Here is a 22,766-nt window from a genome sequence, read left to right on the forward strand (position 1 = left end):
AAACATGTCTGGCACCGACGTCAAGTTACACAAGGGTCTTAACGCGTTCCATCTTTGGGGAATTGCTGTTGGCTTGGTAATTTCAGGCGAGTATTTCGGCTGGAGCTACGGCTGGGCCCAGGCTGGCACCCTGGGCTTTCTTGTGACTACTCTGGCAGTGGCGTTGATGTACGTCACCTTTATCTTCAGCTTCACCGAGCTCACGACGGCGATCCCGCAAGCGGGCGGCCCCTTTGCATATGCCCTGCGTGCGTTTGGCGATGCCGGTGGCGCCGTCGCGGGATTTGCGACACTGGTCGAGTTCGTGTTCGCGCCACCGGCGATTGCGCTCGCCATTGGCGCCTATCTGAACGTGCAGTATCCAAGCCTTGACCCCAAGCACGCTGCGCTGGGCGCCTATCTTGTCTTCATGGCGCTCAACATCATTGGAGTGCAAATCGCCGCGACTTTCGAGTTGGTGGTGACGATCCTAGCGGTCGGAGAGCTCCTCATCTTCATGAACGTCGTCGCACCCGCTTTCAGTGTCTCCAACTTCACCGCTGGTGGTTGGGCCGGGCAGGACACCTTCGGCCCAGCCGCAATCGGCGGGATATTTGCGGCAATTCCCTTTGCGATCTGGTTCTTTCTCGCCATCGAAGGTGTCGCTATGGCGGCCGAGGAGGCGAAAGATCCCAAGCGGACGATCCCGGTAGCATATATCACGGGCGTCCTGACCCTGACCGCACTTGCGTTCGGCGTCATGCTGTTCGCCGGAGGCGCCGGAGACTGGCGTGTGCTGAGCAACCTCAATGACCCGCTACCACAGGCGATGAAGCGCGTCGTCGGCGATTCGAGTGGTTGGCTGCATATGCTGGTCTGGCTCGGCCTGTTCGGCCTTGTCGCCTCCTTCCACGGCATCATTATGGGGTATGGACGCCAGATCTTCGCTCTTGCCCGGGCTGGCTTTCTACCCCACGTCTTCGCCCGGCTGCATCCGCGCTTCCAGACGCCGCATCTCGCGACCCTAGCCGGCGGCGCGGTCGGCATCGCAGCGATCTACAGCGATAATCTCGTCAGCATCGCCGGCCAGTCGCTCACCGCCAGCATCGTGACGATGGCGGTCTTCGGCGCCCTGACGATGTACATCGTCAGCATGGCCGCACTGTTCCGGCTCCGCCGCACCGAACCGAACCTCGCCCGGCCCTACCGGGCGCCTCTCTATCCTTATGCCCCAGCCTTCGCACTCATTCTTGCCACAGTCTGTTTCCTCGCCTTGGTGGTTTACAATCCGCTGATCTTCATCTTTTTCTTCATCATCATGGCGCTGGCCGTGGCTGCGAGTCTAATCGCGCGTCAAAGCGGAGAAGATAAACTCGCCGATGGCAGCGCATCTCTGTGAGTTCCGCTTTATCCGTCGGCAGGACGACGTCCTCGTCCTGCAAAAGTTCCGGCTGGTCTGAGGCGCGCCACTTCCTTCCCCTTGTTCTATCCTTTAGGAGCAACGATATGACCAACGCCCCTCGACAAACCTCCGTGAGACGCCGAGGCTTCCTGGGCGGCCTAATGCTGGCGACGACGGCAGCCGGAGCCGCAATGACGACCGCCCGAGCCACAGGGCAGGCCGATGAAAAGGTCGGACTTGATCGGGCGAAGTGGGCGCCCCGCAACCATGCTGCCGTGTCGCGGCTGATCGCGGAGCACGGTAACACTTCACCAAACTACAATCCCGGTCGCCGGCCCTATGCAGTGTTCGACTGGGACAACACCAGCATCATGAATGACTGCCAGGAAGCGCTGTTGATGTATCAGATCAACACGCTGTCCTTCAAGCTCACTCCAGCCGAATTCGCTGAGATTATTCGCCAGAACGTCCCGCCAGGAAAATTTTCTGACGATTACAAGAACGCCGCCGGCACGACCGTCGACCTCGATGCGATCTGTGCCGACCTCGATGCAGATTACATGTGGTTGCACGGAGCCTACAAGGGGTTGTCCGGATCCCAACCGCTCGCTGACATTGTTAAAACGGCGCATTTCGAAGATTTTAGAGCCAAGCTGTACTTTCTATACGAGGCAGTCAACGATACTCATGGCGTTGACATCGGCTATCCATGGGTGATATACCTGCTCACTAACATGACTGTGCCGGACGTGTCACGTCTCGCCGAAGCTTCCAACGACGCCGCGCTGGGGGCAGCACTAGTGCGGACAAAGTACACCAGCCCGGTCGACCGGGCCGGCAGAGCCGGTGTCGTGAGCGTCAGCCATTTCCACGGCATCCGGCTGTGCACTGAGGTGGGTGGGCTGATGGATACACTCCAACGCAATGGCATCGATGTCTACGTTAGCACCGCATCGTTAGAAGATGTAGTGGCTGTATTTGCAACATTTCCGAAATATGGATACAATATTCAGCGGAGCCATGTTCTCGGATTACGTTTAGAGCAAGAAGGAGATGTTTTTAAAAATGCTTATCGCAAAGGATGGCCATTGAATTGGGGGCCAGGAAAGACCGCCGTCATCAAGCGGGAATTGGTGTCCAAGAAAGGCTATGGTCCGATCCTTGTTGCGGGCGATAGTGATGGAGATTACGACATGTTGCGCGACTTTGCGGATACACGGGTTGGCCTCATTGTCAACCGGATGAAGAAGGGCAAAATCGGCGAACTGTCCAAGGCTGCCGCTGATACTCTCCATGCGGAGGCACCCCGCTTTCTGCTTCAGGGCCGGCAGGAAACAACTGGGAATTGGCGACCGCAAGAAAGTAGCATCAAGTACGGCAAGACGGAGCCTCAGTTGCTTGCGTAATTGCTGCAACCGGATTGGCGTGCCAAAGGTGCGGCGAAATGTTTGACGGACGTTCCCGGGTGTGAGGTCGTCCTGCCGACACCGACGCCGACGCCGACGCTGCGGATCGTGGCACTCTTCGCCTCCAGTACGGAACTCGTAGGGGGAAGACTGACCAGTCGCACCGTCGGCATCGACGCCTTCACCCGCTACCCGTCCGAGGCCGTCGCCGCATCAACATTGCCCTAGGAGCCCGTCCGAGTAAGTACCTCGACGGCGGCGCTTTGGGATGATTCACTCGGCTCATGGCCAAGGTGTTTCGCTCCTGGGACGTCGATCAGGGCTGGCTGCTGCCACCCTCGCTGCATGAGTTCGTGCCGCCCGGGCACATGGCGCACTTCGTGCGCGATACGGTGCGCGAGGCGCTCGACCTCTCAGCCATTCTCGACACCTACACCGAGGAGCGCGGCTACCCGCCCTACCATCCCGGCATGATGGTGGCCCTGCTCCTCTACGGCTACAGCCGCGGTCTGTACTCGTCGCGTCAGCTCGCCCGCGCCTGCGAGGAGCGGGTTGACTTCATGGCCGTGACCGGCCTGAACCGGCCCGACTTCCGCACCATCGCTGACTTCCGCAAGCGGCATCTGACGGCGCTCTCGGACCTGTTCGTGCAGGTGCTGCGGCTGTGCCGGGCGGCCGGGCTGGTCGGCTTTGCCCACGTGGCGGTGGACGGCACCAAGCTGAAGGCCAACGCCTCGCGCCACAAGGCGATGAGCTACGGCCGGATGAAGGCGGCCGAGTCGACGCTGGCCGCCGAGGTCGAGGCTTGGCTGGATCAAGCGCGCGAGGCCGACGCGGCGGAGGATCGGGCTCATGGGACCGACCATCGTGGCGACGAGACACCGGCCTGGATGGCCGACAAGCAGCGGCGGCTGGAGACGATCCGCGCCGCCAAGGCCGCGTTGGAGGCAGAGGCTGCCGATCCGCCCGATCCGGAGGACGAGGACGGGCCGGGGGCCTCGTCGGGCATGCGCTGGCAAGGTCGGCCCTTGCGGGGCGAGGACGGCGGTCCGCCCGACCGGGCGCAGCGCAACTTCACCGACCCGGACAGCCGCATCCTGCCCACGCGCGACGGGTTCGTGCAGGGCTACAACGGCCAGATTGCGGTTGATGCGGCCCATCAGGTGATCGTCGCGCATCGGCTCGTGACGAACCCCGCCGACTCGCGCGCTCTCGTGCCGCTCGTCGACGGCGTCTGCACCCATCTCGGGCGCAAGCCGCGGGAGGTCTCCGGAGATGCCGGCTTTGCCACCGAGGCGAACCTGGCCGCGCTGCAGGAGCGACGGATCACAGCCTATCTCGCTCCGGGCCGTGCCCGTCACGGCGAGGCGGATGCAGCAGGTCGCCGGAGGCTGACGAAGATGCCCCTGATGAGCGCGATGGCCGTCCGCCTGAAGCGGGCTGGGCGCCGGAGCCGTTACCGTCTCAGGAAGCAGGTCGTCGAGCCGGTGTTCGGGCAGATCAAGCAGGCCAGAGGCTTCCGACAGTTCCTGCTACGTGGGCTCGATCAGGTCCGCGGCGAGTGGGCGATGATCTGCACCGCCCATAACCTCCTGAAGCTGGCGCAGGCCGCGCGCTGAGCCTGTGGCGCAGGAGCCATCCGCCCAGATCTCAACCTTAGTCCCAACGCATCAAACCGTTACTCGGACGGGCTCCTAGTCGCTCGCTTCAACCAATTTGAAGGATCTGGTGCGTCGCTTTTATCGCCACGGTGGCGGCGGAGGGAAGCATGGCTGCGAAGGAGATTTCGGTAAAGCGCTAGGTGGTGCGATGAAGCGCCGATGAGCGCGAGCAGCTCGAGGCCCTGCTCAGGAAGGGAAAGAGCCCGGCGCAAAGGCTGCTGAAGGCTGGGATCTTGTTGAAGGCCGCTGTCTCGGAAGCCGGTGAAGGCTGGCGCGACAGCCGGATCATCGAGGCTCTGGAGACCAGCGCTTCGATGGTTTACCGGGTGCGCAAGCAGGTGGTGGAAGAGGGCCTTGCGGCTGTTGGAGAGCAAGGTCGTGGACCTCGGCATTGTCGATCGCGCCAGCGACTCGACGATCGGGCGGACGCTTAAAACAACGCTCTCAAGCCGCATCGACGGCCATGCTGGGTTATTCCACCGAAGGCCAACAGCGCGTTCGTAGCGGCGATGGAAGACGTGCTGGCCGTGTACACGCGGCCCCGCGATCCCGATGGAGCCAGGCCGCCCGGCCCGCTTCGACCATGAGTACGCGCGCAACGGCACCGCCAATCTGTTCATGATGTTTGCCCCACTCGAGGGCTGGCGCCATGTCAAGGTCACCGATCGCCATACCGCGGTGGATTATGCCCAGGTCTTGCAAGATCTGGCCGATATCCGCTTCCCTCGTGCCCGGACCATCGGTCTGGTCCAGGACAAGCTCAACATCCACAGCAAGGCGTCACTCTACGAGGCCTTTCCCGCTGCCGAGGCCAGGCGCCTGGTCGAACGCTTCGAGTGGCACTACACGCCGAAGCACGGCAGTTGGCTCGATCGGGCGGCGTCCGAACTCGGCATCCGATCATCCCAGTGCCTCGACCGCCGCATCCCCGACAAGCAAACCCTCATCGACGAAGTCGCCGCCTGGGACCAGGAGCGAAATGCCAATCACGCCAAGGCCAACTGGCACTTCACAACAGCCATAGCTCGCCTCAAACTCAAGCACCTATACCCTTCAAGCTGACTGAAGCGGGCGACTAGGACGACGGCAAGCCTATCCGCAAGACCACCCACGCCGACATCCCGCTCGCCATTGACCGTATAAATGACAGCACTGATCGGATATGCGCGAGTGTCGAAAGCCGATGGCAGCCAGCTTCATGACCTTCAGCGGGACGGGCTGATCAAGACCGGCGTTCTGCCCGAACATATCTATGAGGATGCAGCATCCGGCCGCCGCGACAACCGGCCCGGCCTCGATGCTTGCCTGAAAGCGATGCGTGCAGGTGATGCACTCGTCGTGTGGAAGCTGGACCGGCTCGGCCGCGATCTGCGCCATCTCGTCAATCTGGTCGATGACTTGACGAAGCGGAACATTGGTCTGAAGGTACTGGCCGGCGAAGGCGCGTCGATCGACACCCCGACGCGCGATAGGCCATGGCCTCGGCCGTGCGGTCGCGCAGCTCACCCAGGCGGTGGAAGAACACCGCCCGCGCCAGGGCGTGCCGGCTCTCCCCCTTGTTGAGGTTGGCGTGCGAGCGCCGCCGCAGTTCGATGTCCATCACCCAGTCGGCCATGAAGATCGAGCGCTCGACGCGGCCGATCTCCCGCAGCGCCTTGTTGAGTGCATTCTGGCGCGGGAAGGCCGCAATCTTGCGCAAGATCACCGACGGCGGCACCGTGCCGGCGCGGATCGAGGCGGCAAGCCGCAGCACCTCTCCCCAGTTCTCCTCGACGAGCGCCAGGTCGACCGCACCGCCGATCATGGGCGCGAGCACGCCGTAGTCGGCCCCCTTGTCGATGACGAACAGCTTGCGCTCGCCCAGATCCCGGATGCGGGGCGCGAAGCGGTAGCCGAAGAGGTGGAACAGCGCGAAGACGCTCTCGACGGCGCCAGCCGTGTCGGTCGCGTGCTCCCCGATTGCGACCGCGCTCTCGTTGTGCAGGAGCCCATCGAGCACGTGGGGCGCCTGGCTCGCCGCGGCCGGGATGACCTTGGAGTAGAACGAGGCGAAGCGGTCCGAGATGAAGCCGTAGAACACCGCGCCCGGTTCCGAGCCGTGGCGGGCGTTGTAGTCGGCCGCGGCCTCGCCCCGACCACCCGCCGGGAAGAACTGCCCGTCCGACGAGGACGTGTCGCCCACGCCCCAGATCGCCGACAGGGGCTCGGCGTGCTGAGCATCGACGATCGCGGCCACGCCCGCCGCGTAGGTCTCCGGACGGACGTGCCGCTCGATCACCAGGTTGAGCTGGTGGATCGTCACGCCGCGCGAGCTCTCGGCCATGCGGTTGAGGCCGAGGTTCGTGGCGTCCGCCAGAATTGCGCCCATTAGCGCCGGCTCCTCGGCCGCGGCGGGCTCGCCCGTGCGGAAGTGCGTGAAGCGGTTCGCAAACCCGGTCCAGGCGTTCACCTCCGCGAGCAGGTCCGTGATGCGCACGCGCGGCATGAGATTGTAGAGCCGCGACGAGAGAGCCTTGGCTTGGTCCTGCTCCTCGCGGCGGACCGGCGACACGGTGAGCCCGTCCGCGTTGATGGCAGCGTCGGGCAACTCATTCTTGGCAGCAGCGGCGCTCAGAGCGCTCAGTTTCTGTTCGAGGCTCGCAGCGCGCTCGGCCTGCCACGCCGCGAAGCTGTCCGGCACCCGCGAGCCCGAGCCGGCCCTCGGTGCGCATCACGGCAAAGGTGGGCCGGGGCAGAAGGTAGTCGTCGAAGGTGCGATGGGCGCGGCTGCCCTCCACCCAGACGTCGCCTGCCCGCAGCCGGTCGCGCAGATGCACCAGGACCGCGACCTCGTAGGCGCGGGCGTCGAAGCCCTCGGGTCCGGCCCAGGGCAAACGCATGAGACGAGTTACCCTGTGAGCAGCTGGGCCATGTCGGCGTCGTCCCAGGCCGCGGTCGATCAAGGGCGACGCGGCGCAGGAGCGCGAGGTGGCGCGCCGCACAGCGCTCGCGCACGCGGCTGCGCTCCTCGCCGAAGCTCACCTCCAAGACCCAGGGCTCGCCGGTCGCGAGGGCCCCGTGGCGCCGGATCGCCTGGGCCAGCACCTCGGACGGCGCGGTCGAGCTGCCGAGGGAGTGGCGGACCTGCGCCGGCACGCTGTCGGTGCCATTCCCGCCGCGGAGGGTCTCGGTCGCGAGCACCGTCGTCAGCCCCGGCCAGGTGCGCAGCGTGGCCAAGCAGCTCACGTCCCGACAGGCGAAGACGCGCCGGCGTACCAGACGACCAGGGGTGTCGTCGCACGCGTCGGAACAGGGCCGCCGGACGGCCCCGCGGGCGAAGGCGTGCGCGGCACACCAGGCCCGGACCTCGTTCGTGGACCTTGCCCTGATTGGCCTTGAGCGTCAGCAGGTAGGCGGCCCCGCGTGCCAGAATCTGGCTGGCCACCTCGCGCCGACACGAGCGCGCGTCCAGGCCCGGCAGCCGTCAAGCTGCAGCCCCTCCAGCACGGCCGCGGGCTCACCGCCTTTCTGGTCCACGGCGCGCTGGGCCAGCACCAGCCCGCGTCCGGTCGCGTCGGCGCTGACCAGGTGCAAGGGCGAGCGGCCGCGGTCGAAGGACCGACGGATCACCTTGCCATCCACGGCGACCTGTTCAGGTCCGGCGGCTGCACTGTCCGCATCGGACCGGAACGCTCCTCGCCCCCAGGCCAGGCAGCCGCGCTCGAACCCGTCCGGGTCGATCAGCATGACCACGCGGCGAACCGTGTCGTGCGAGGGGATGCCGCCGGGCAGCTCCAGGACGCCGCGCAGCCACGCCTCCGTGCAGCGGCCGGAGAGAGCGCTGTCCTCGAACGGCTCGGCCTCGGCCCCGAGCGCAGACCGCGATCACCAGGATGTCCCCCAGCCGGTGCTCGATCTTGCCGGGGCGGCGTGGATCCTCCCGCGTCGCGAACGGCTCGACCAAGCCCTCGATCATGGCGCGCCTCCTGCCGGAAGCGCGCCATCTGACGCCATCACCGCCAGCGCCGGGCGCCCGTCAGAGTTCATGCGATTGCCCTGGCGCGAGGGCGGTCCCATTCGCATAATCCCCTACTCTGGAACGCGTTACGGTCCCTCCGGACAGTCCCCCGAAGATCTCGCGCGGGCCTGGAACCGGCCGCCTGTCGAGGGCCAGTTGACCGGCCTCCGGCGGGGCCTCGCGGGCGCATCGCTGGACTGTGCTAACCTTGCGCCGGCTCGTCGCCGTGCCTCCTCTTGGCGGCGGGCTGCGGGCGGGGCTTGAGGGGGCGTTCCAAGGGCTCTGCCCGCACCTGCCGGGTAAAAAGAGGCCGGCTCGGGAGTCCCGGCCGGCGTCGAAGGAAGTGCTCTGCGTCGCGGGTCAATCGCGCGACCCCGAGCCATGTTCCCGACTAGCCGCTGTCAGGCAGAGCCCGCGGTTCCCTTCCCGCGCAAAGGAGCGCCGGCTCGGGGTAGGAGGACCCGGCCGGCGCTGGAAGAAGGACCCGTGTCTGCGGCCTATCGCGCGGCGGCCCGCAATGGTTCCAGCGGCTTCAGGATCCCCGTCTGGGAGTTCGGGCGCTAGATCGCCTGGAGGCGGTGAGGACCGCGACCATGCTGGCGAGGACGGCATGAACCCACGTGAACGAGCACTGCTGGTGATCCTTTCGCAGGCCGGCGAGTGGGTACCGCTCGCAGAGCTTCGATCACGCGGTCTCGGCGACATCGCAATGCTGGCGTCCAATGCGGTCGCGCAGGGCTGGGTGGAGTACGGCCTGAGGCACGTGACCTGCGCATCACGGATCAGGGGCGCACAGCCTTGGACAGGGGCCACTGATATGCCGCGCCGCGGCTCCTGAAACCTCTACCCCTTGACGAGCGAGAAGCGCAGCGGAAGGGTCTTGGCGCGGAACACGATCGTCTCCGGCCGGAACCGCCACAGGCGCTCGGCGCCCTCAAAGGCCGCAACCTCAGGCGCTTCTAGGATGACCTCTGCCTGGCCTGTCATCTGCAGAAGGTTGCCGGTCGCGAAGTCCACAAAGACGAGCCCGGCGCGCGGGTTCACCACCATGTTCCCGAGCGTGTTGAAGAACCGGTTGCCGGAGAAGTCTGGGATCGTGAGGACGCCGTCACTGCCGATCCGTACGAAGCCGGGACGACCACCACGGTGCGAGACATCGACCTGCCGATGCCCGCCGTCCCGTTCCACGTAGGTGGCGACGAAGAAGGTATCGGCCCCCGCGATGATCTCTTGGGCGCGATCGTCGAGGTGGCTCGACACCGCAGGGGCTGCCGCAATAACCCCTGAGTCGGGCACGAAGGTGCTGCGGCGTGGCTGGATGTATCGCGGGCAGTTGCCGTAGCTCTCCTCGACCTCGATCGCGAACCCGTCGGGTCCGCTATCTCGGACCGTTCCGTTCAGACGGTTTCGGCGCCGCGTCGCGAGTTCAATGCCAAGCAGCGCGACCGCCGCACCGTCGTTTATGCCAGCATCGGCAGGATCGGTGGGATCGCGCGCCGCCTCCACTCGGAGGTGGAACGGGTCGGGCGCATGGAGGAAGCCTGGCTTGCCGGCTCGCAGCGTTGCCCACACAGCGCCACTCGCATCCACTGCCCCCAGCACCACGAACGGGAGTTGCGGATAGAAGCTCTGGTGCTGCTCGATCAGGTGATCGCGGATCACCCGATGACCGAGCCCCTCCATGCGCTCGGCGACGCCGAGGCTGTTCTGGATCGCAATCTCACCCTCGTGCCAGGGCGCGGCTGGGCAGGGCTCGGCCGTCCTCACGATGATATGCTCCTAGAAGGGACTGAGGCTCAGGCGACTGCGTTCAGACCGGCTGCCGTCTTCGTGAAGGGCGTGAAACCGGGCAGTGCCTCGATGCGGCCGAGCCAAGCGCGGATGTTTGCGTAAGGAGACAGGTCGACGTTTCCTTCAGGCGCCGCAGCAATGTAGCTGTAGAGCGCGACGTCCGCGATGGTTGGGCGGTCGGCGGCGATCCAGGAACGCGCGGCGAGTTCGGCATCGATGAGCTTGAGGATCGCGTGGGCGCGGGCGATCACCTCATCGGCGTTGAAGGCAGCGCCGAACACGGTGATCAAGCGGGCGGCAGCCGGGCCGAAGGCGATCTGACCAGCCGCAACCGACAGCCAGCGCTGCACGCATGCCGCCCCGACCGGATCGTCGGGCAGCCAGTCGGTACGGCCGAGCTTCTTTGCCATATAGACCAGGATGGCGTTCGAGTCCGGGATGACCGTCCCTTCGTCTTCGAGGACGGGCACTTGGCCGAATGGGTTAAGCTTCAGGAAATCCGGCGATTTGTGCTCGCCCTTGGCGAGATCCACCTCGACGATCTCGCAAGGTGCGCCGACGAGGGAGAGGAACAGGCGCGCCCGGTGGGCGTGCCCGGATAGCGAGCGGTGGTAGAGCTTCACGGCGGTTCTCCTCGTACAGGGCGGCGATGTCGACCGTGGCGAGAGGGAAACTGTTATTCCACACCGTGTGAACCGGCATATTTGGCAATCGACTATTGCTCGAAATGGAATAAATGGCTCCGCAGCGACTGGGCTGAGAGGCATTGCCATGGATCGCTGGCAGGCAATGAGGATCTTTGTGCGGGTGGCCGATAGCGGCGGCTTTTCTGGAGCCGCGCGTCAGCTCAACATGAGCCCGCCCGCGGTGACCCGCGCGGTCGCGGCACTCGAGGATCTGATCGGGACCCGCCTGCTGACGCGCACAACGCGGTCGGTGAAGCTCACGGAGGCGGGCGGTCGCTACCTGGAGGATTGCCGCCGCATCCTTGCAGACATCGAGGAGGCGGAAGCCGCCGCAGCGGGATCTTACGCGACGCCCTCCGGCCTGCTGACAGTCACCGCTCCGGTCCAGTTCGGTCGCATCTACGTGCTACCCGTCATCACCGAGTATCTCTCGCGCTACTCCGCTGTCACGGCACGCGCGCTGTTCGTCGACCGGGTGATCAACATGGTCGAGGAAGGCGCGGATGTCGGAGTACGAATCGGGCACCTGGCCGATTCAGGTCTGACGGCCACCCGGGTCGGCACAGTCCGTCGGGTCGTCTGCGCCGCACCGAGCTATCTCGATCGGTATGGGGCACCGAAAGAACCTCGCGATTTGCACGATCACGCCGTCATCGGCTCAACGAGCGTCGGAGGCTTGGCCGAGTGGCGGTTCGGTGGTGGGAGGCGGACAGCTGTGACGGTTCGTCCTCGGCTGATCTGCACCACGATCGATGCGGCGCTCGCGGCCGCGATCGACGGACACGGGATCGTGCGCCTTCTATCTTACCAAGTCGCGCCCGCCTTGGCCGAAGGCCGTCTCCGGACCGTGTTTGACGATCAAGAGGAGGAGGCGATGCCGATCCATGTCGTGAGTTCCGATGGCAGGCGGGCGCCAGCCAAAGTGCGCGCGTTCATCGATCTGGCCGTGCAGCGGCTCCGCGCCAATCCGATGATCAACGCAGATAATCCGTAGGCTCAGCGGCTTACAGCATCGCTTTGTAGGGAGAGCCAGCCGCAGGTCGCGGACGTTCGGCTTGGACTGAACTACCGACGTTCAGATCTGCTCTGGCCAATGTCCGCTTCTGTGAAGGGTTTCGGACGCCGGCCCGGATCTGACGCTGCGGAGGGCCGGCGTCCGAAAGCCTCCGAGGAAGAAACCGCGGAACAACGAACTGCGCGTGCCGACCGAGCGATGGGGATTGAGCGGGGCATCCGGGTGGGAAGGCGTGTGGGGCGTCGTGGCGGTGCAGGTGATCGGCGACGGGCCCGGCCACTGCTCAGCGGGATCGGGCCACTCAAGCAGGGTGCCGGCGGGTTGGTTGGTGCCGGGAGCGGGCGGGAGGATCGGTCTTTGTGGCCTCTTATCCAGATGCCCTGGATGTCGTTAGCAGAGAAACTCAGAAGATCTTTCACGTAACGTCTTGGGCGCACGCTCTGACCGCAGCAACGAACGTTTCGACTTCATCTTCGGAATTATAATAGTGAGGCGAAACTCTCACAACGGGGGGTAGATGTCGGGCCGAGGCGTCAATCGGTGTGCTTGATGGCGGCGAAACCGAGACGTTGATCTGTTTCTCTTTGAGCTGTTGCATGACCAGCGCGGCCTCAACACCATCGAGCGTGAACGAGATGATGGCCGATCGCCTGCTGCCTAGATCGCGCAGCTGCAGGCCCGGTATCGCCGCGAGGTGAGCGCGCAGGAGGTCGGCGAGCCTGCGGCATCGGTCCTCAATCGCTTCAAGTCCGATGGCGAGCGCGTAATCGACCGCGGCGCGCAACCCCAGGCGGGTTGAGTAATTGGTTTCCCAGGTCTCGAACCGGCGCGCGTCGGGACGAAGTTCGTAATCGCCAAGCTCAACGACCTTGGCGCCGAACAGGTCGAGCATCGCGGGCTCGGTCCGATCAAGCAGTGTCTTGCGGATATAGAGAAATCCGGTGCCACGAGGGGCGCGCAGGAACTTGCGGCCGGTGGCCGTCAGCATGTCGCACCCCAGGGTATCAACATCGACAGGCATCTGGCCGACCGCCTGGCACGCATCGAGCAGATAAGGGATGCCGTGCGCGTTCGCGATTTTTCCGACTTCGACGGCTGGATTGACCAGACCACCGTTTGTGGGGATCCAGGTGATGGCGATGAGGCGAACCTTGCCGTCGATCATCCTTTCAAGAGCAGTAGGATCCAGTGCGCCGGCATCATCGTTCGGAATGACATCAACAGTGACGTCGAACCTTTTCGCGATTTGCAGGAACGCGATGTAATTGGCGGCAAACTCAGCGCTCGTCGTCAGGATGCGGTCACCCGGCTGGAAGTCCATCGCGTAGAAGGCGCGTTGCCAGGCGACCGTCGCATTTTCAGTGACAGCGATCTCATCACGATGGCCGCCGACGAGCTTCGCGATGCTGTTATAGACGTCATCAAGCTGACCGGCCTGCTCAGCCGCCGCCTCGTAACCGCCGATTTCGGACTCTCGCCCGAGATAGTCCGTGACAGCCTGCAACACCGGGGCTGGCATCAGAGCAGCGCCGGCATTGTTGAGGTGAATGCGGTGCAAAACCCCCGGGGTGTCACGTCGCACAGCCGTGAGATCGAGACTGTCGGTCCTTGATGCGGTCATTGTGTCAGCTGCCCGATATCTGAGTTCTGCTTGGCCGTTTTTGGTGTGAGAACGCGCCCCGGAAGTGGCCGGCGCCTCGGCGGAAGGATCTGCCCTGCAGTGAGGGTTGCTCAGCTGGTCGGGCAACTCAGCACGTGTTCGCTGGCCGGAGCAGCATCCCGGGGCAGCAGATCGAACACCTTGAATGTGTGATCCAGGAACCTCTCGAACGCCGCCGTGAGCAGGCTGTCCTTCCGGTAGACCAGCAACGTCTGCGCGCTTCCCGCGTCCTCGGGGAGGGCATGGATGGAGACGCGTCCGGTCCGCTGCATCGGCGCGGCGACAACCCGCGGGAGCAGCGACACGCCCATTCCGGCTTCGACGCAGCCGATGATCCCGTCCAGCGTGCCGAACTCCATCCGGCGGACGTGCACCAGCCCATGCGCCGCGAGAATTCCCTCCAGGCGCAGGCGGTAGGAGCAGCCGGTCTTGAACACGAGCACACGTGCTTCCCGCTTGCTCGCCAGCATGGCGATCACGTCGTCATGACTCCGGATCTTTGCTCCGGCCACGAGCACCAGCTCTTCCTCCAGCACGGGGAGGGTCGCCAGGTCGTCCTGGCTGACCGGTCCCGAGACGAAGGCCGCTTCGATCTTCCGCTCCAGCACAGACGCGATCAGCGCCTCGGTCGGTCCCAACTCCAGCTCGATGTCCACTTCGGGGTAGCAGCTGGCATAGGCTGTCAGCAGCTTGGGCAAGCGCAGGGCCGCGGTGGTTTCCATGGAGCCGAGGCGCAGGGGGCCGCGGGGGGTTTCGTCGGAGAGGACCGCCTGCTCGGCATCGGCCAGCAGGCGCGCCACCTGTGTCGCGTAGGGCAACAGCCGCTCACCCGCCCGGGTCAGGGTCACCCCGCGGGTGCCCCGGTAGAACAGCGGGGTGTGCAGCGCCTGCTCCAGCGCCCGGATACGCCCGGTCACGTTGGACTGCACGGTGTTGAGGATGGTTGCCGCCCGGCCGATCCCGCCCGCTTCGGCCACTGCCGCGAAAAACATCAGGTCGGTGCTGTTCATGGCATCGCAATCCGAGATGGGGGTCATCTGAACTAATCATTATTCGAGACGGCCTCATCCGGCTACAGAAATATCCCAGCTACGGGCTGGCGCTGAGACCTTGCCCGAGCACGGGAGGGAACATGGCGCTGCGCACCCGGCTGACTGACTTCTTCGGGATCAGACATCCCATCGTGCTGGCACCGATGGACCCCGCCGCGGGCGGTGCCCTGGCCGCGGCGGTGAGCGCCGCGGGTGGACTGGGTCTCATCGGCGGCGGCTACGGCGACCGCGAGATCCTCGAGGCCGAGTTCGCCAAGGCCGGTAATCAGCGGGTCGGCTGCGGCTTCATCACCTGGTCGATGGCGAAGAGCCCGGAGCTGCTGGATCTGGCGCTCGCGCGCAAGCCTGCGGCCATGATGCTTTCGTTCTCCGATCCGGCGCCGTTCGCCGAGAAGGTTCATGCGGCCGGCGTTCCGCTGATCTGTCAGGTTCACAACCTCGACCATGCGCGGCGCGCCCTTGACGTCGGCGCGTCCGTGCTCGTGGCCCAGGGCACCGATGCCGGCGGCCATGGCCTGACCACCCGCGGCACGATCACCCTTGTCCCGAGCGTCGTGGACCTGGTGGCCCGCACGCGGCCGGAGGCGCTGGTGCTGGCTGCCGGCGGCATCGCCGATGGCCGGGGCATTGCTGCGGCGCTGATGCTCGGCGCAGACGGCGCGCTCCTCGGCACCCGGTTCTGGGCAACACAGGAAGCCCTGATCCACCCGGCCGCCAAGGACCGTGTGGTCGCCGCCACCGGTGATGAGACGGTGCGCACCTCCGTCTATGACATCGTCCGCAACCGGCCCTGGCCGGCCGAGTACACCGGCCGGCTGATGCGCAACAGGTTCATCGAGACCTGGCACGGGCGCGAGGACGAGCTGCGCGGTCTCGCGGCCGGGGAGCGCGAGAAGGTCGAGGCCGCCGACCGGAGCGGTGACTACGACGTCTCGAACGTGACCGTGGGCGAAGCCATCGGGCTCGTCCAGGACCTGCCGCCGGCCGGCGAGCTCGTGGCGCGCCTCGCGGCGGAGACGGAAGCGCGGCTGACCGGCGTCATGCGGGCGGTTGTCGTCTGACCCCTGAAAACCCAGGAGGCCCCATGCCCGTTCTTCGCTTTGATCTTGTCGGAGGCCGCAGCCCCGAGGAGCTGCAAGTGCTCCTCGATGCTGCCCACGATGCCATGCTGGAGGCGTTTCAGGTCACGCCCGGCGATCGCTACCAGATCGTGCACGAGCACCCGGCCGCGCACCTGGTCGTGGAGGACACCGGCCTCGGCATTCCCCGGACCGACAAGCGGGTCGTGCTGCAGGTGACCACCCGGCCGCGCAGCCGGGAGATGAAGGAAACCTTCTACCGGCTGCTCTGTGAGAACCTGCAGGCCCGCTGCGGGATCTCCCCCACGGACGTGGTCGTCTCGATGGTCAGCAACACCGACGACGACTGGTCGTTCGGCCACGGGCGTGCCCAGTTCCTGACCGGCGAACTCTGACCAGCTCCTTCCAGGCATCATTGTGCCGTGCTGGACTAACCCTGCGCGGCTTTTGGTATTTATAAAAGTAAGTAGCGTATTTGTAAGCGTATCAACTGGCACGATCCATGCCTTTGCTGCGGTGATCCTCTCATTATTGGAGACGCTACACTATGCGCACAGAGCCAATACACCTGCGCACTGCTGACGCGCAGAACGTTTCTTTGGGTGCCATCCTCACCACCATCCTCATTCTGGTTTACTTCGGCTTCGTCGCCATGGGCGCCTTCGCCCCGGCCCTGCTCGCCGAACCGGTGGTGAGCGGCGGCACGGTGACCTGGGCATTCGCCTACGGCCTGTTCGTCATCGTGCTCGGGGTCGTGCTGACGGGCCTGTACGTGCTGGTGGTCAACCGCGCTGAAGCGCGCCGGGCGGGGGAGTGAGCCTCATGATCCTGCACCGGCCGACCGCGCGCACCGCGCTGGCCTTGACCGCTGCCCTGTCCACCCAGCCGGCCTGGGCTGCCGCCGGAGAAACCTCCGGCGTCAACCTGACGGCGATCGGGCTTTTCCTCGCCTTCGTCGTGCTCACCCTCTGGATCACCTGGCAGGCGGCCCAACGCACCAAGTCGGCGGACGATTTTTATGCCGCTGGCGGCAGCATCACGGGCTTTCAGAACGGCCTCGCCATCGCCGGTGACGCGATGTCGGCCGGCGCGTTCCTGGGGCTCACGGCGCTGGTGTTCACCTCGGGCTTTGACGGGCTGATCTACGCGATCGGCTACACCACTGGCATGCCGATCGTGGTGTTCCTGCTGGCCGAGCGGCTGCGCAAGCTCGGCCGCTACACCTTCACCGACGTGGTCTGTGCCCGCCTGGCGGAGGGACCGGTCCGGGTATTCGCCGCCTGCGCCTCCCTGGTCGTGGTCGCCTTCTACCTGATCGCACAGATGGTCGGCGCCGGCCAGCTGATCCAGCTCCTGTTCGGGCTCGATTACCTCTACGCCGAGTTCGTCGTCGGCGTGCTGATGATCTGTTACGTGATGTTCGGCGGCATGGTCGCGACCACCTGGGTGCAGATCATCAAGGCCGGGCTGCTGCTGGCCGGCGCCACGCTGATCGTGCTGCTGGTGCTGGCGGCGTTCGGGTTCGACTTCGGCGCCCTGCTCGCCCGGGCCACCGCAGTCCACCCCAAGGGCGCGGCGATCCTCGCGCCGCAGGCGTCAGCTAAGGACCCGCTCTCGGCCCTGTCACTGGGTCTGGCCCTGATGCTCGGGACCGCGGGGCTGCCGCACATCCTGATGCGCTTCTTCACCGTGCCGGATGCCCGTGCAGCGCGCGTCTCGGTGTTCTGGGCGGCGACGTTCATGAACTACTTCTACGCCCTGGTGTTCGTCCTCGGCTTCGGCGCCATGACCCTGACCGCCGGGGACCCGGCCTACATCGATGCAGCCGGCGCGCTGCGCGGGGGCGGCAACATGGCCGCGATCCACCTCAGCCATGCGGTCGGCGGCAACGCCATGATGGGGTTCATCTCGGCGGTGGCCTTCGCGACCATCCTGGCGGTGGTCTCCGGGCTGACGCTGGCCGGCGCCTCGGCGGTCAGCCACGACCTCTATGCCGGCGTGATCCGCCGCGGGCAGCTCGATGAGAGGAGCGAGGTGCGGATCTCGCGCATGGCAACCTTCGTGCTCGGCCTGATCGCCATCGGGCTCGGGATTGCCTTCAAGGGGCAGAACGTCGCCTACATGGTCAGCCTCGCCTTTGCGGTGGCCTGCTCCTCGACGTTCCCGGTCCTGCTGCTGGCCCTGTACTGGCGGGGGCTCACCACGGCCGGCGCCGTGGCGGGTGGCACGGTCGGGCTCCTGAGTGCCCTTGGCCTGACCCTGCTCGGACCGGCGGTCTGGGTGAAGGTGCTGGGCAACCCGGCGCCGGTGTTCGCGATGGATCCGCCGACGCTGGTCACCCTGCCGCTGGCCCTTGTCACCTGCTGGCTGGTGTCGCGCCTGGACCGCAGTGCGCAGGGTGCGAGCGACCGCGCGCGTTTTGAGGCGCAGCAGGCCGCGTGAGCGGCCGCCGACCCTGTCCTGCCTGCGCCGGCCACGGTCTCCGCCGTGGCCGGTGTTCTGCGCTGGAAAGGCATCATGATTTCAGATGAGGGGCATCTGCAGGAATCATTATTCATGACGGCGTGATGCGCCTACATGCTGTCTCACGATGTTGTCCGCGCCGCCACGAGGCCTGCAGCCCGGGACGCTCCCCATGATCTACAAGCTGTTCGCCAGACAGGCGGTCGCCCCGGCGGTGGACGCGCGGATCCGCGAGATCATCGCGGCGCTGGATGAGGACAAGATCGCTCTCTACGCGCAGGCGCCGGCGGACGAAGTCCGCGCGCCACGCCTGATTGAACATGTCCAAACTAGAGTGACTGCCTGCAGTCAAGCGCCCGACTGGGCCGAGATTACAGTAGGGTTCGGCACGCTCGATGTGGACATCAGCAGTGATCTGTGGGGCTTTATTGTTGTGCCGCGGACGCTGCGCACGTTCAGCATGACCGAGGTGTCAGTGGTGGGCCCCGGTCATCCAACCATGATGTGATGGAGAAACGTCAGCGGCAGCGAGGAACTGACTGACAACAGGCAGCATCCGTGAAAGGATTGGGCATCATGTCTTTGACGGCGCACTTTCTTGATCTGCTGGAGATGAAATACCCGATCGTGCAGGCGCCGATGGCCGGCGTCTCCACGCCGGAGCTGGCGGCAGCCGTCTCCAATGCCGGCGGCCTGGGCTCGATCGGTATTGGGGCCAGCACGGTCAGCCAGGCACGGCAGATGATCGAGGCCACTCGCGCACGGACCGACAGGCCTTTCAACGTCAACGTGTTCTGCCATCCTCCGGCGCCGCGCGACACCGCACGCGAGAGCGCCTGGCTCGCGCATCTGGCGCCGCTGTTTGCGGAGTTCGGCGCGACCGTGCCGGAAACCGTCCGGGAGATCTACAAGAGCCACCTGGAGGATGAGGAGGCCTTCCAGCTGCTGCTGGAGACCCGGCCGCCGGTGGTCAGCTTCCACATCGGTCTGCCGGAGGCGGGCCGTCTCGCCGCGTTCCGTGATGCCGGCATCAAAACCATGGCCACGGCAACGAACCCGGAGGAAGCCGCACAGATCGAGGCAGCCGGGATCGACGTGATCGTGGCGCAGGGCATCGAAGCGGGCGGCCACCGGGGCATGTTCGATCCTGAGGCGCATGACCCGGCGCTGAGCACCAGCGTGCTGGTCAGCCTGCTGATCCGGCAGACCACGCGGCCTGTGCTGGCCGCGGGCGGGATCATGGAGGGGCGCGGCATCCGGGCGGCGCTCGACCTGGGCGCGGCCGGCGCCCAGCTGGGCACGGCTTTCATCCTGTGCCCGGAGAGCGCGGCCAACGCCGCCTACCGCGCGGCGCTCAGGAGTGAGCGGGCCTACGATACGCGTCTGACCTCGGCGATCTCGGGCCGCCCTGCGCGCGGGCTGGTGAACCGCCTGATCCTTCACGGCCTGACGCCCGGCAGCCCGCCGGCCTGCGCCTATCCGCTGGCCTACGATGCCGCGAAACTCCTGCATGCCGCTGCAGCGGCCCAGGGGAGCGATGCGGCGGCCGCGCAGTGGGCTGGGCAGGGAGCACCACTGGCTCGCGAGATGCCAGCCGCTGACCTGCTCGCTCAGCTGATCCGTGAGATGTGAACACACTTCGTCTTCAAAGAAGGAGATCGTCATGACCTCAGGCACACTGCTCGCAGGATTGGCCGCGGCATCCATCGCCAGCACTAGCCCGCAGGCCGTTCCCTCCGTCTCGGTGACGACGACCTACCATCGCACCGAGGTCGATGGCGTGAGCATCTTCTATCGAGAGGCCGGCCCCAAGGACGCGCCAACAATCGTCCTCCTGCATGGCTATCCCTCCTCATCACGAATGTATGATCCACTGCTGCCGCTATTGGCGGACCGCTATCACCTCATCGCCCCGGATTATCCGGGGTTCGGGCACAGCGACGCACCACCGCCCTCGCAGTATTGCTACACCTTCGATCATCTTGCAGAGACGACGCACAACCTCCTCACGAAGCTTGGCGTCGGCCAGTACGTCCTTTTCATGCAGGACTACGGCGGCCCCGTCGGCTTCCGGATCGCACTCGCCCACCCTGAGCAGGTTCGCGCGCTTATTGTGCAGAACGCCAATGCCTATGCCGAGGGCTTAGGCGTGAAGTGGAAGGGAATCGCCGACTACTGGCGGGATCCCGCTGCCCATCCCGGGCAGCTCGATGCGTTCACCTCGCTCGAGGGAGCGAAGCAACGCCATCTCGGCAACAGCCCGAACGTCGAACGCTATAGCCCTGACACCTGGATGGATGAGTACGCGATGCTGTCGCGGCCGGGCAGCCGGGAGATCCAGGGAGCGCTGTTCTATGATTACAGGACCAACGTGGCGTCCTATCCGGCCTGGCAGGCATGGATGCGTGAACACAAGCCGCCAACCCTGGTCATATGGGGGCGTTACGATCCGTCGTTCATCGTCCCAGGCGCAGAGGCGTACAAGCGTGACCTTCCCGACGCGGAAATCCGCATCCTCGACGCTGGCCACTTCGCGCTCGACGAGCAGGCCGATGAGGTCGCTCGTTTGACCCGTGACTTCCTTGAGCACCACCTGTCGCCAAGGGATCCGACCGGGATGCAGCGCGCAAGGTAGGGGTTCTGATCGACGACATGACCAGGGCCCGCGCGCCTTATTCTGATGCTTCACTGCTGAGGGTTCACGACCTGAATCGCGCGGTAATCCTGGGGGATGGCAAGCAAACGTAGGAAGCTGCGGCGCATGGTTTCCTCGAAGCCGAAGCCGCGCCGTTGCGAGATGCGCTTCACTGGCTAACGTACCTTTGACAACGTCTGGCAGGCGGCTTCAACCCTCAGCCGCTCGACCGCTCGGACACGAGTGAGACCAGTCTCCTCCAAGTATCGCCTGCTGAAGCTACGGAAGGCTGCGCTCCATGCACGGAAGGACGGGGTGTCGAAGGGCACCCTGTCCTCATTGCGCAGAGGCTCGGCCGGGACGTTACCGTTCCGAGTATGTGTCCCGCGATGCACCGAACATGATCCGCTGCCGCATCTCATGGAAGGTGCCCTCAGCACCGTCCTCGTCGGTCACGAGCGAGACAACGACCGCGATGAGGAAGGAAAGAGGCATGCTGATGAGGGCCGGGTTCTTCAGGGGAACGAACCACCAAGCCTGAGAGACATCGGCGAGGCTTCGTCCCAGCACGTCCACCTGGACCGTAGGCGAGAGCCAGATCAGCAGGAGAGCCGAGAATGTGCCGAAGAGGATGCTGGCGACGGCAGCCGAGGTCGTGAACCGCTTCCAGGTGATAGAAAGCAGCAGGGCGGGGAAATTGGCGGAGGCGGCGACGGCGAACGCGAGCCCTGCCATGAACGCGACGTTCTGTCCCTCGAAGACGATACCCAGAAATACTGCCAGGGCGGCTATGACGACCGTTGCGATCCGCGCGACCGTGAGTTGCTCGCGCTCCGGCGAATGGCCACCGCGAACGACGTTGACCCAGAGATCGTGGCAGACTGTGGCCACCCCGGAGAGCGTCAGCCCGGCGACAACCGCGAGCATCGTCGCGAAGGCGACCGCGCAGATGAAGCCGAAGAACCCGCTGCCACCGACCGTAAGAGCGAGGAGGGGGGCTGCCATATTGCCGCCGCCGCCGGCCTTCGTCACGGCCTCGGGCCCGACGAGGACCATCGCCCCGAAGCCGATCACGAAGACAAGGAGGTGGAACGAGCCGATGATACCGGTGGCATACAGGATCGACATCCGGGCCTCCTTGACGTCCGGAACCGTGAAGGCCCGCATAAGGACGTGCGGCAACGCAGCGGTTCCGAACATCAGCCCGACGCCGAGGGAGATCGCGTCCCATCCGCTTCCGGCAGCCTTCGCGCCGGGCTGAAGGACGTGCTCACCGTACTTGTCGGCCGCAGCGGAGAAGAGATGCAGCGGGTTCATATCGAAGTGCGCCAGCACCAGGACCGCCAGGAGCAGGCCGCCGAGCGACAGGAGCACGGCCTTGATAACTTGGACCCACGTGGTTGCCAGCATGCCACCGAATATCACGTACGTGAGCATGGCCGTTCCAACCACGACGACCGAGACAACGTAGGGCAAGCCGAAGAGGAGTTTGATCAGCGAGCCTGTCGCGACCATCTGGGCGATCAAATACAGCAGGATAACGGTCAGCGTCCCAATAGCGGCGGCCATACGCACAGGGCGTTGCTGCAGGCGATAGGCAACGACATCGGCGAAGGTAAACTTTCCGAGGTTGCGCAACGGCTCGACGATCAAGAAGGAGATGATGGGCCAACCGACCAGGAAGCCAATCGAATAGATCAGTCCGTCGAAGCCATTCGACGTGATGATGCCGGCAATCCCCAGCAGCGCCGCCGCGCTGAGGAAGTCCCCGGCCAGCGCCCAGCCATTCTGCCACGCGGTGATTTGCCCGTCGGCGGCGAAGAACTGCTCGGTCGTCCGCGTCCGACGCGCGGCCCAATACGTAATGCCGAGCGTCAGCGCCATGAATACGAAAAAGAAGGTTATGGCGAGTGGATTGTTCGCTGCCTGCATTGTCCGCT

General features: G+C 65.3%; 16 protein-coding genes and 5 pseudogenes. 13 read left to right on the top strand and 8 right to left on the bottom strand.

Going from position 1 to position 22,766, the window contains the following annotated elements; translation table 11 throughout:
- The first annotated feature begins 4 nt into the window (after positions 1-4).
- The 5 genes and pseudogenes from eat to MNOD_RS44835 form a co-directional block, all read left to right on the top strand.
- Positions 5-1,378, top strand: coding sequence for an ethanolamine permease (eat, locus tag MNOD_RS37385; protein ID WP_015934143.1), 1,374 nt, complete (start codon positions 5-7; stop codon positions 1,376-1,378).
- Positions 1,379-1,485: 107 nt separating this feature from the next.
- The gene (locus tag MNOD_RS37390; RefSeq protein WP_015934144.1) at positions 1,486-2,787 is read left to right on the top strand and encodes an HAD family hydrolase; all 1,302 of its coding nucleotides are present in this window, start codon (positions 1,486-1,488) and stop codon (positions 2,785-2,787) included.
- 284 nt (positions 2,788-3,071) lie between these two features.
- A complete protein-coding gene (locus MNOD_RS37395; protein ID WP_012631034.1) occupies positions 3,072-4,406 on the top strand; it encodes an IS1182-like element ISMno38 family transposase in 1,335 nt (444 codons plus the stop codon).
- A gap of 224 nt (positions 4,407-4,630) precedes the next feature.
- Positions 4,631-5,510: pseudogene (locus MNOD_RS45890) on the top strand (transposase).
- An 81-nt stretch (positions 5,511-5,591) separates the two neighbouring features.
- Positions 5,592-5,912: pseudogene (locus tag MNOD_RS44835) on the top strand (recombinase family protein); the annotation flags it as partial.
- Here MNOD_RS44835 and MNOD_RS37405 read toward each other — a convergent pair.
- The 4 genes and pseudogenes from MNOD_RS37405 to MNOD_RS37420 all read right to left on the bottom strand — a co-directional run.
- Positions 5,905-7,294 (bottom strand): annotated as a pseudogene (locus MNOD_RS37405) (Tn3 family transposase); the annotation flags it as partial. The pseudogenes MNOD_RS44835 and MNOD_RS37405 sit on opposite strands and share 8 nt — an antisense overlap.
- 535 nt (positions 7,295-7,829) lie before the next feature.
- A pseudogene (locus MNOD_RS49670) lies at positions 7,830-8,288 on the bottom strand (ISAs1 family transposase); the annotation flags it as partial.
- A gap of 1,000 nt (positions 8,289-9,288) precedes the next feature.
- Complete coding sequence (locus MNOD_RS37415; RefSeq protein ID WP_083786735.1) at positions 9,289-10,128, bottom strand: pyridoxamine 5'-phosphate oxidase family protein; 840 nt, start codon at positions 10,126-10,128, stop codon at positions 9,289-9,291.
- Positions 10,129-10,241: 113 nt separating this feature from the next.
- The gene (locus MNOD_RS37420) at positions 10,242-10,859 is read right to left on the bottom strand and encodes a glutathione S-transferase family protein (RefSeq protein WP_015934147.1); all 618 of its coding nucleotides are present in this window, start codon (positions 10,857-10,859) and stop codon (positions 10,242-10,244) included.
- Between the two features lie 148 nt (positions 10,860-11,007).
- Here MNOD_RS37420 and MNOD_RS37425 point away from each other — a divergent pair, with 148 nt between their 5' ends.
- Positions 11,008-11,916, top strand: a complete 909-nt coding sequence (locus MNOD_RS37425) for a LysR family transcriptional regulator (protein ID WP_015934148.1) — start codon at positions 11,008-11,010, stop codon at positions 11,914-11,916.
- A 436-nt stretch (positions 11,917-12,352) separates the two neighbouring features.
- On the opposite strand, the gene MNOD_RS37430 is transcribed toward MNOD_RS37425, so the two are convergent.
- Together MNOD_RS37430 and MNOD_RS37435 are read right to left on the bottom strand one after the other, a co-directional pair.
- Entirely contained in the window at positions 12,353-13,558 is a 1,206-nt protein-coding gene (locus MNOD_RS37430) for an aminotransferase class V-fold PLP-dependent enzyme (RefSeq protein WP_015934149.1), read from the bottom strand.
- Positions 13,559-13,668: 110 nt separating this feature from the next.
- Positions 13,669-14,607 carry a LysR family transcriptional regulator gene (locus tag MNOD_RS37435; RefSeq protein ID WP_015934150.1) on the bottom strand — a complete coding sequence of 313 codons (939 nt, stop codon included), beginning with the start codon at positions 14,605-14,607 and terminating at the stop codon, positions 13,669-13,671.
- A gap of 122 nt (positions 14,608-14,729) precedes the next feature.
- On the opposite strand from MNOD_RS37435, the gene MNOD_RS37440 reads away from it, so the two are divergent.
- From MNOD_RS37440 to MNOD_RS37470, 7 genes are all read left to right on the top strand, one after another.
- The gene (locus MNOD_RS37440; protein WP_015934151.1) at positions 14,730-15,710 is read left to right on the top strand and encodes an NAD(P)H-dependent flavin oxidoreductase; all 981 of its coding nucleotides are present in this window, start codon (positions 14,730-14,732) and stop codon (positions 15,708-15,710) included.
- A 23-nt stretch (positions 15,711-15,733) separates the two neighbouring features.
- The gene (locus MNOD_RS37445) at positions 15,734-16,123 is read left to right on the top strand and encodes a tautomerase family protein (RefSeq protein WP_015934152.1); all 390 of its coding nucleotides are present in this window, start codon (positions 15,734-15,736) and stop codon (positions 16,121-16,123) included.
- A gap of 152 nt (positions 16,124-16,275) precedes the next feature.
- Positions 16,276-16,545, top strand: coding sequence for a DUF485 domain-containing protein (locus MNOD_RS37450; protein ID WP_015934153.1), 270 nt, complete (start codon positions 16,276-16,278; stop codon positions 16,543-16,545).
- Between the two features lie 5 nt (positions 16,546-16,550).
- A complete protein-coding gene (actP, locus tag MNOD_RS37455) occupies positions 16,551-18,170 on the top strand; it encodes a cation/acetate symporter ActP (RefSeq protein ID WP_015934154.1) in 1,620 nt (539 codons plus the stop codon).
- 193 nt (positions 18,171-18,363) lie between these two features.
- Positions 18,364-18,699, top strand: a complete 336-nt coding sequence (locus MNOD_RS37460) for a hypothetical protein (RefSeq protein WP_015934155.1) — start codon at positions 18,364-18,366, stop codon at positions 18,697-18,699.
- A 68-nt stretch (positions 18,700-18,767) separates the two neighbouring features.
- On the top strand, positions 18,768-19,823 hold the full coding sequence (locus MNOD_RS37465) for an NAD(P)H-dependent flavin oxidoreductase (protein ID WP_015934156.1): 1,056 nt from the start codon (positions 18,768-18,770) through the stop codon (positions 19,821-19,823).
- 31 nt (positions 19,824-19,854) lie between these two features.
- Entirely contained in the window at positions 19,855-20,826 is a 972-nt protein-coding gene (locus MNOD_RS37470; protein WP_015934157.1) for an alpha/beta fold hydrolase, read from the top strand.
- Positions 20,827-20,876: 50 nt separating this feature from the next.
- Here the strand turns inward: MNOD_RS37470 and MNOD_RS44850 are convergent.
- Positions 20,877-21,110: pseudogene (locus MNOD_RS44850) on the bottom strand (GlxA family transcriptional regulator); the annotation flags it as partial.
- A 79-nt stretch (positions 21,111-21,189) separates the two neighbouring features.
- Complete coding sequence (locus MNOD_RS37475) at positions 21,190-22,758, bottom strand: solute symporter family protein (protein WP_015934158.1); 1,569 nt, start codon at positions 22,756-22,758, stop codon at positions 21,190-21,192.
- Positions 22,759-22,766: the final 8 nt, after the last annotated feature.

Source organism: Methylobacterium nodulans ORS 2060 (assembly GCF_000022085.1).
GTDB lineage: Bacteria > Pseudomonadota > Alphaproteobacteria > Rhizobiales > Beijerinckiaceae > Methylobacterium > Methylobacterium nodulans.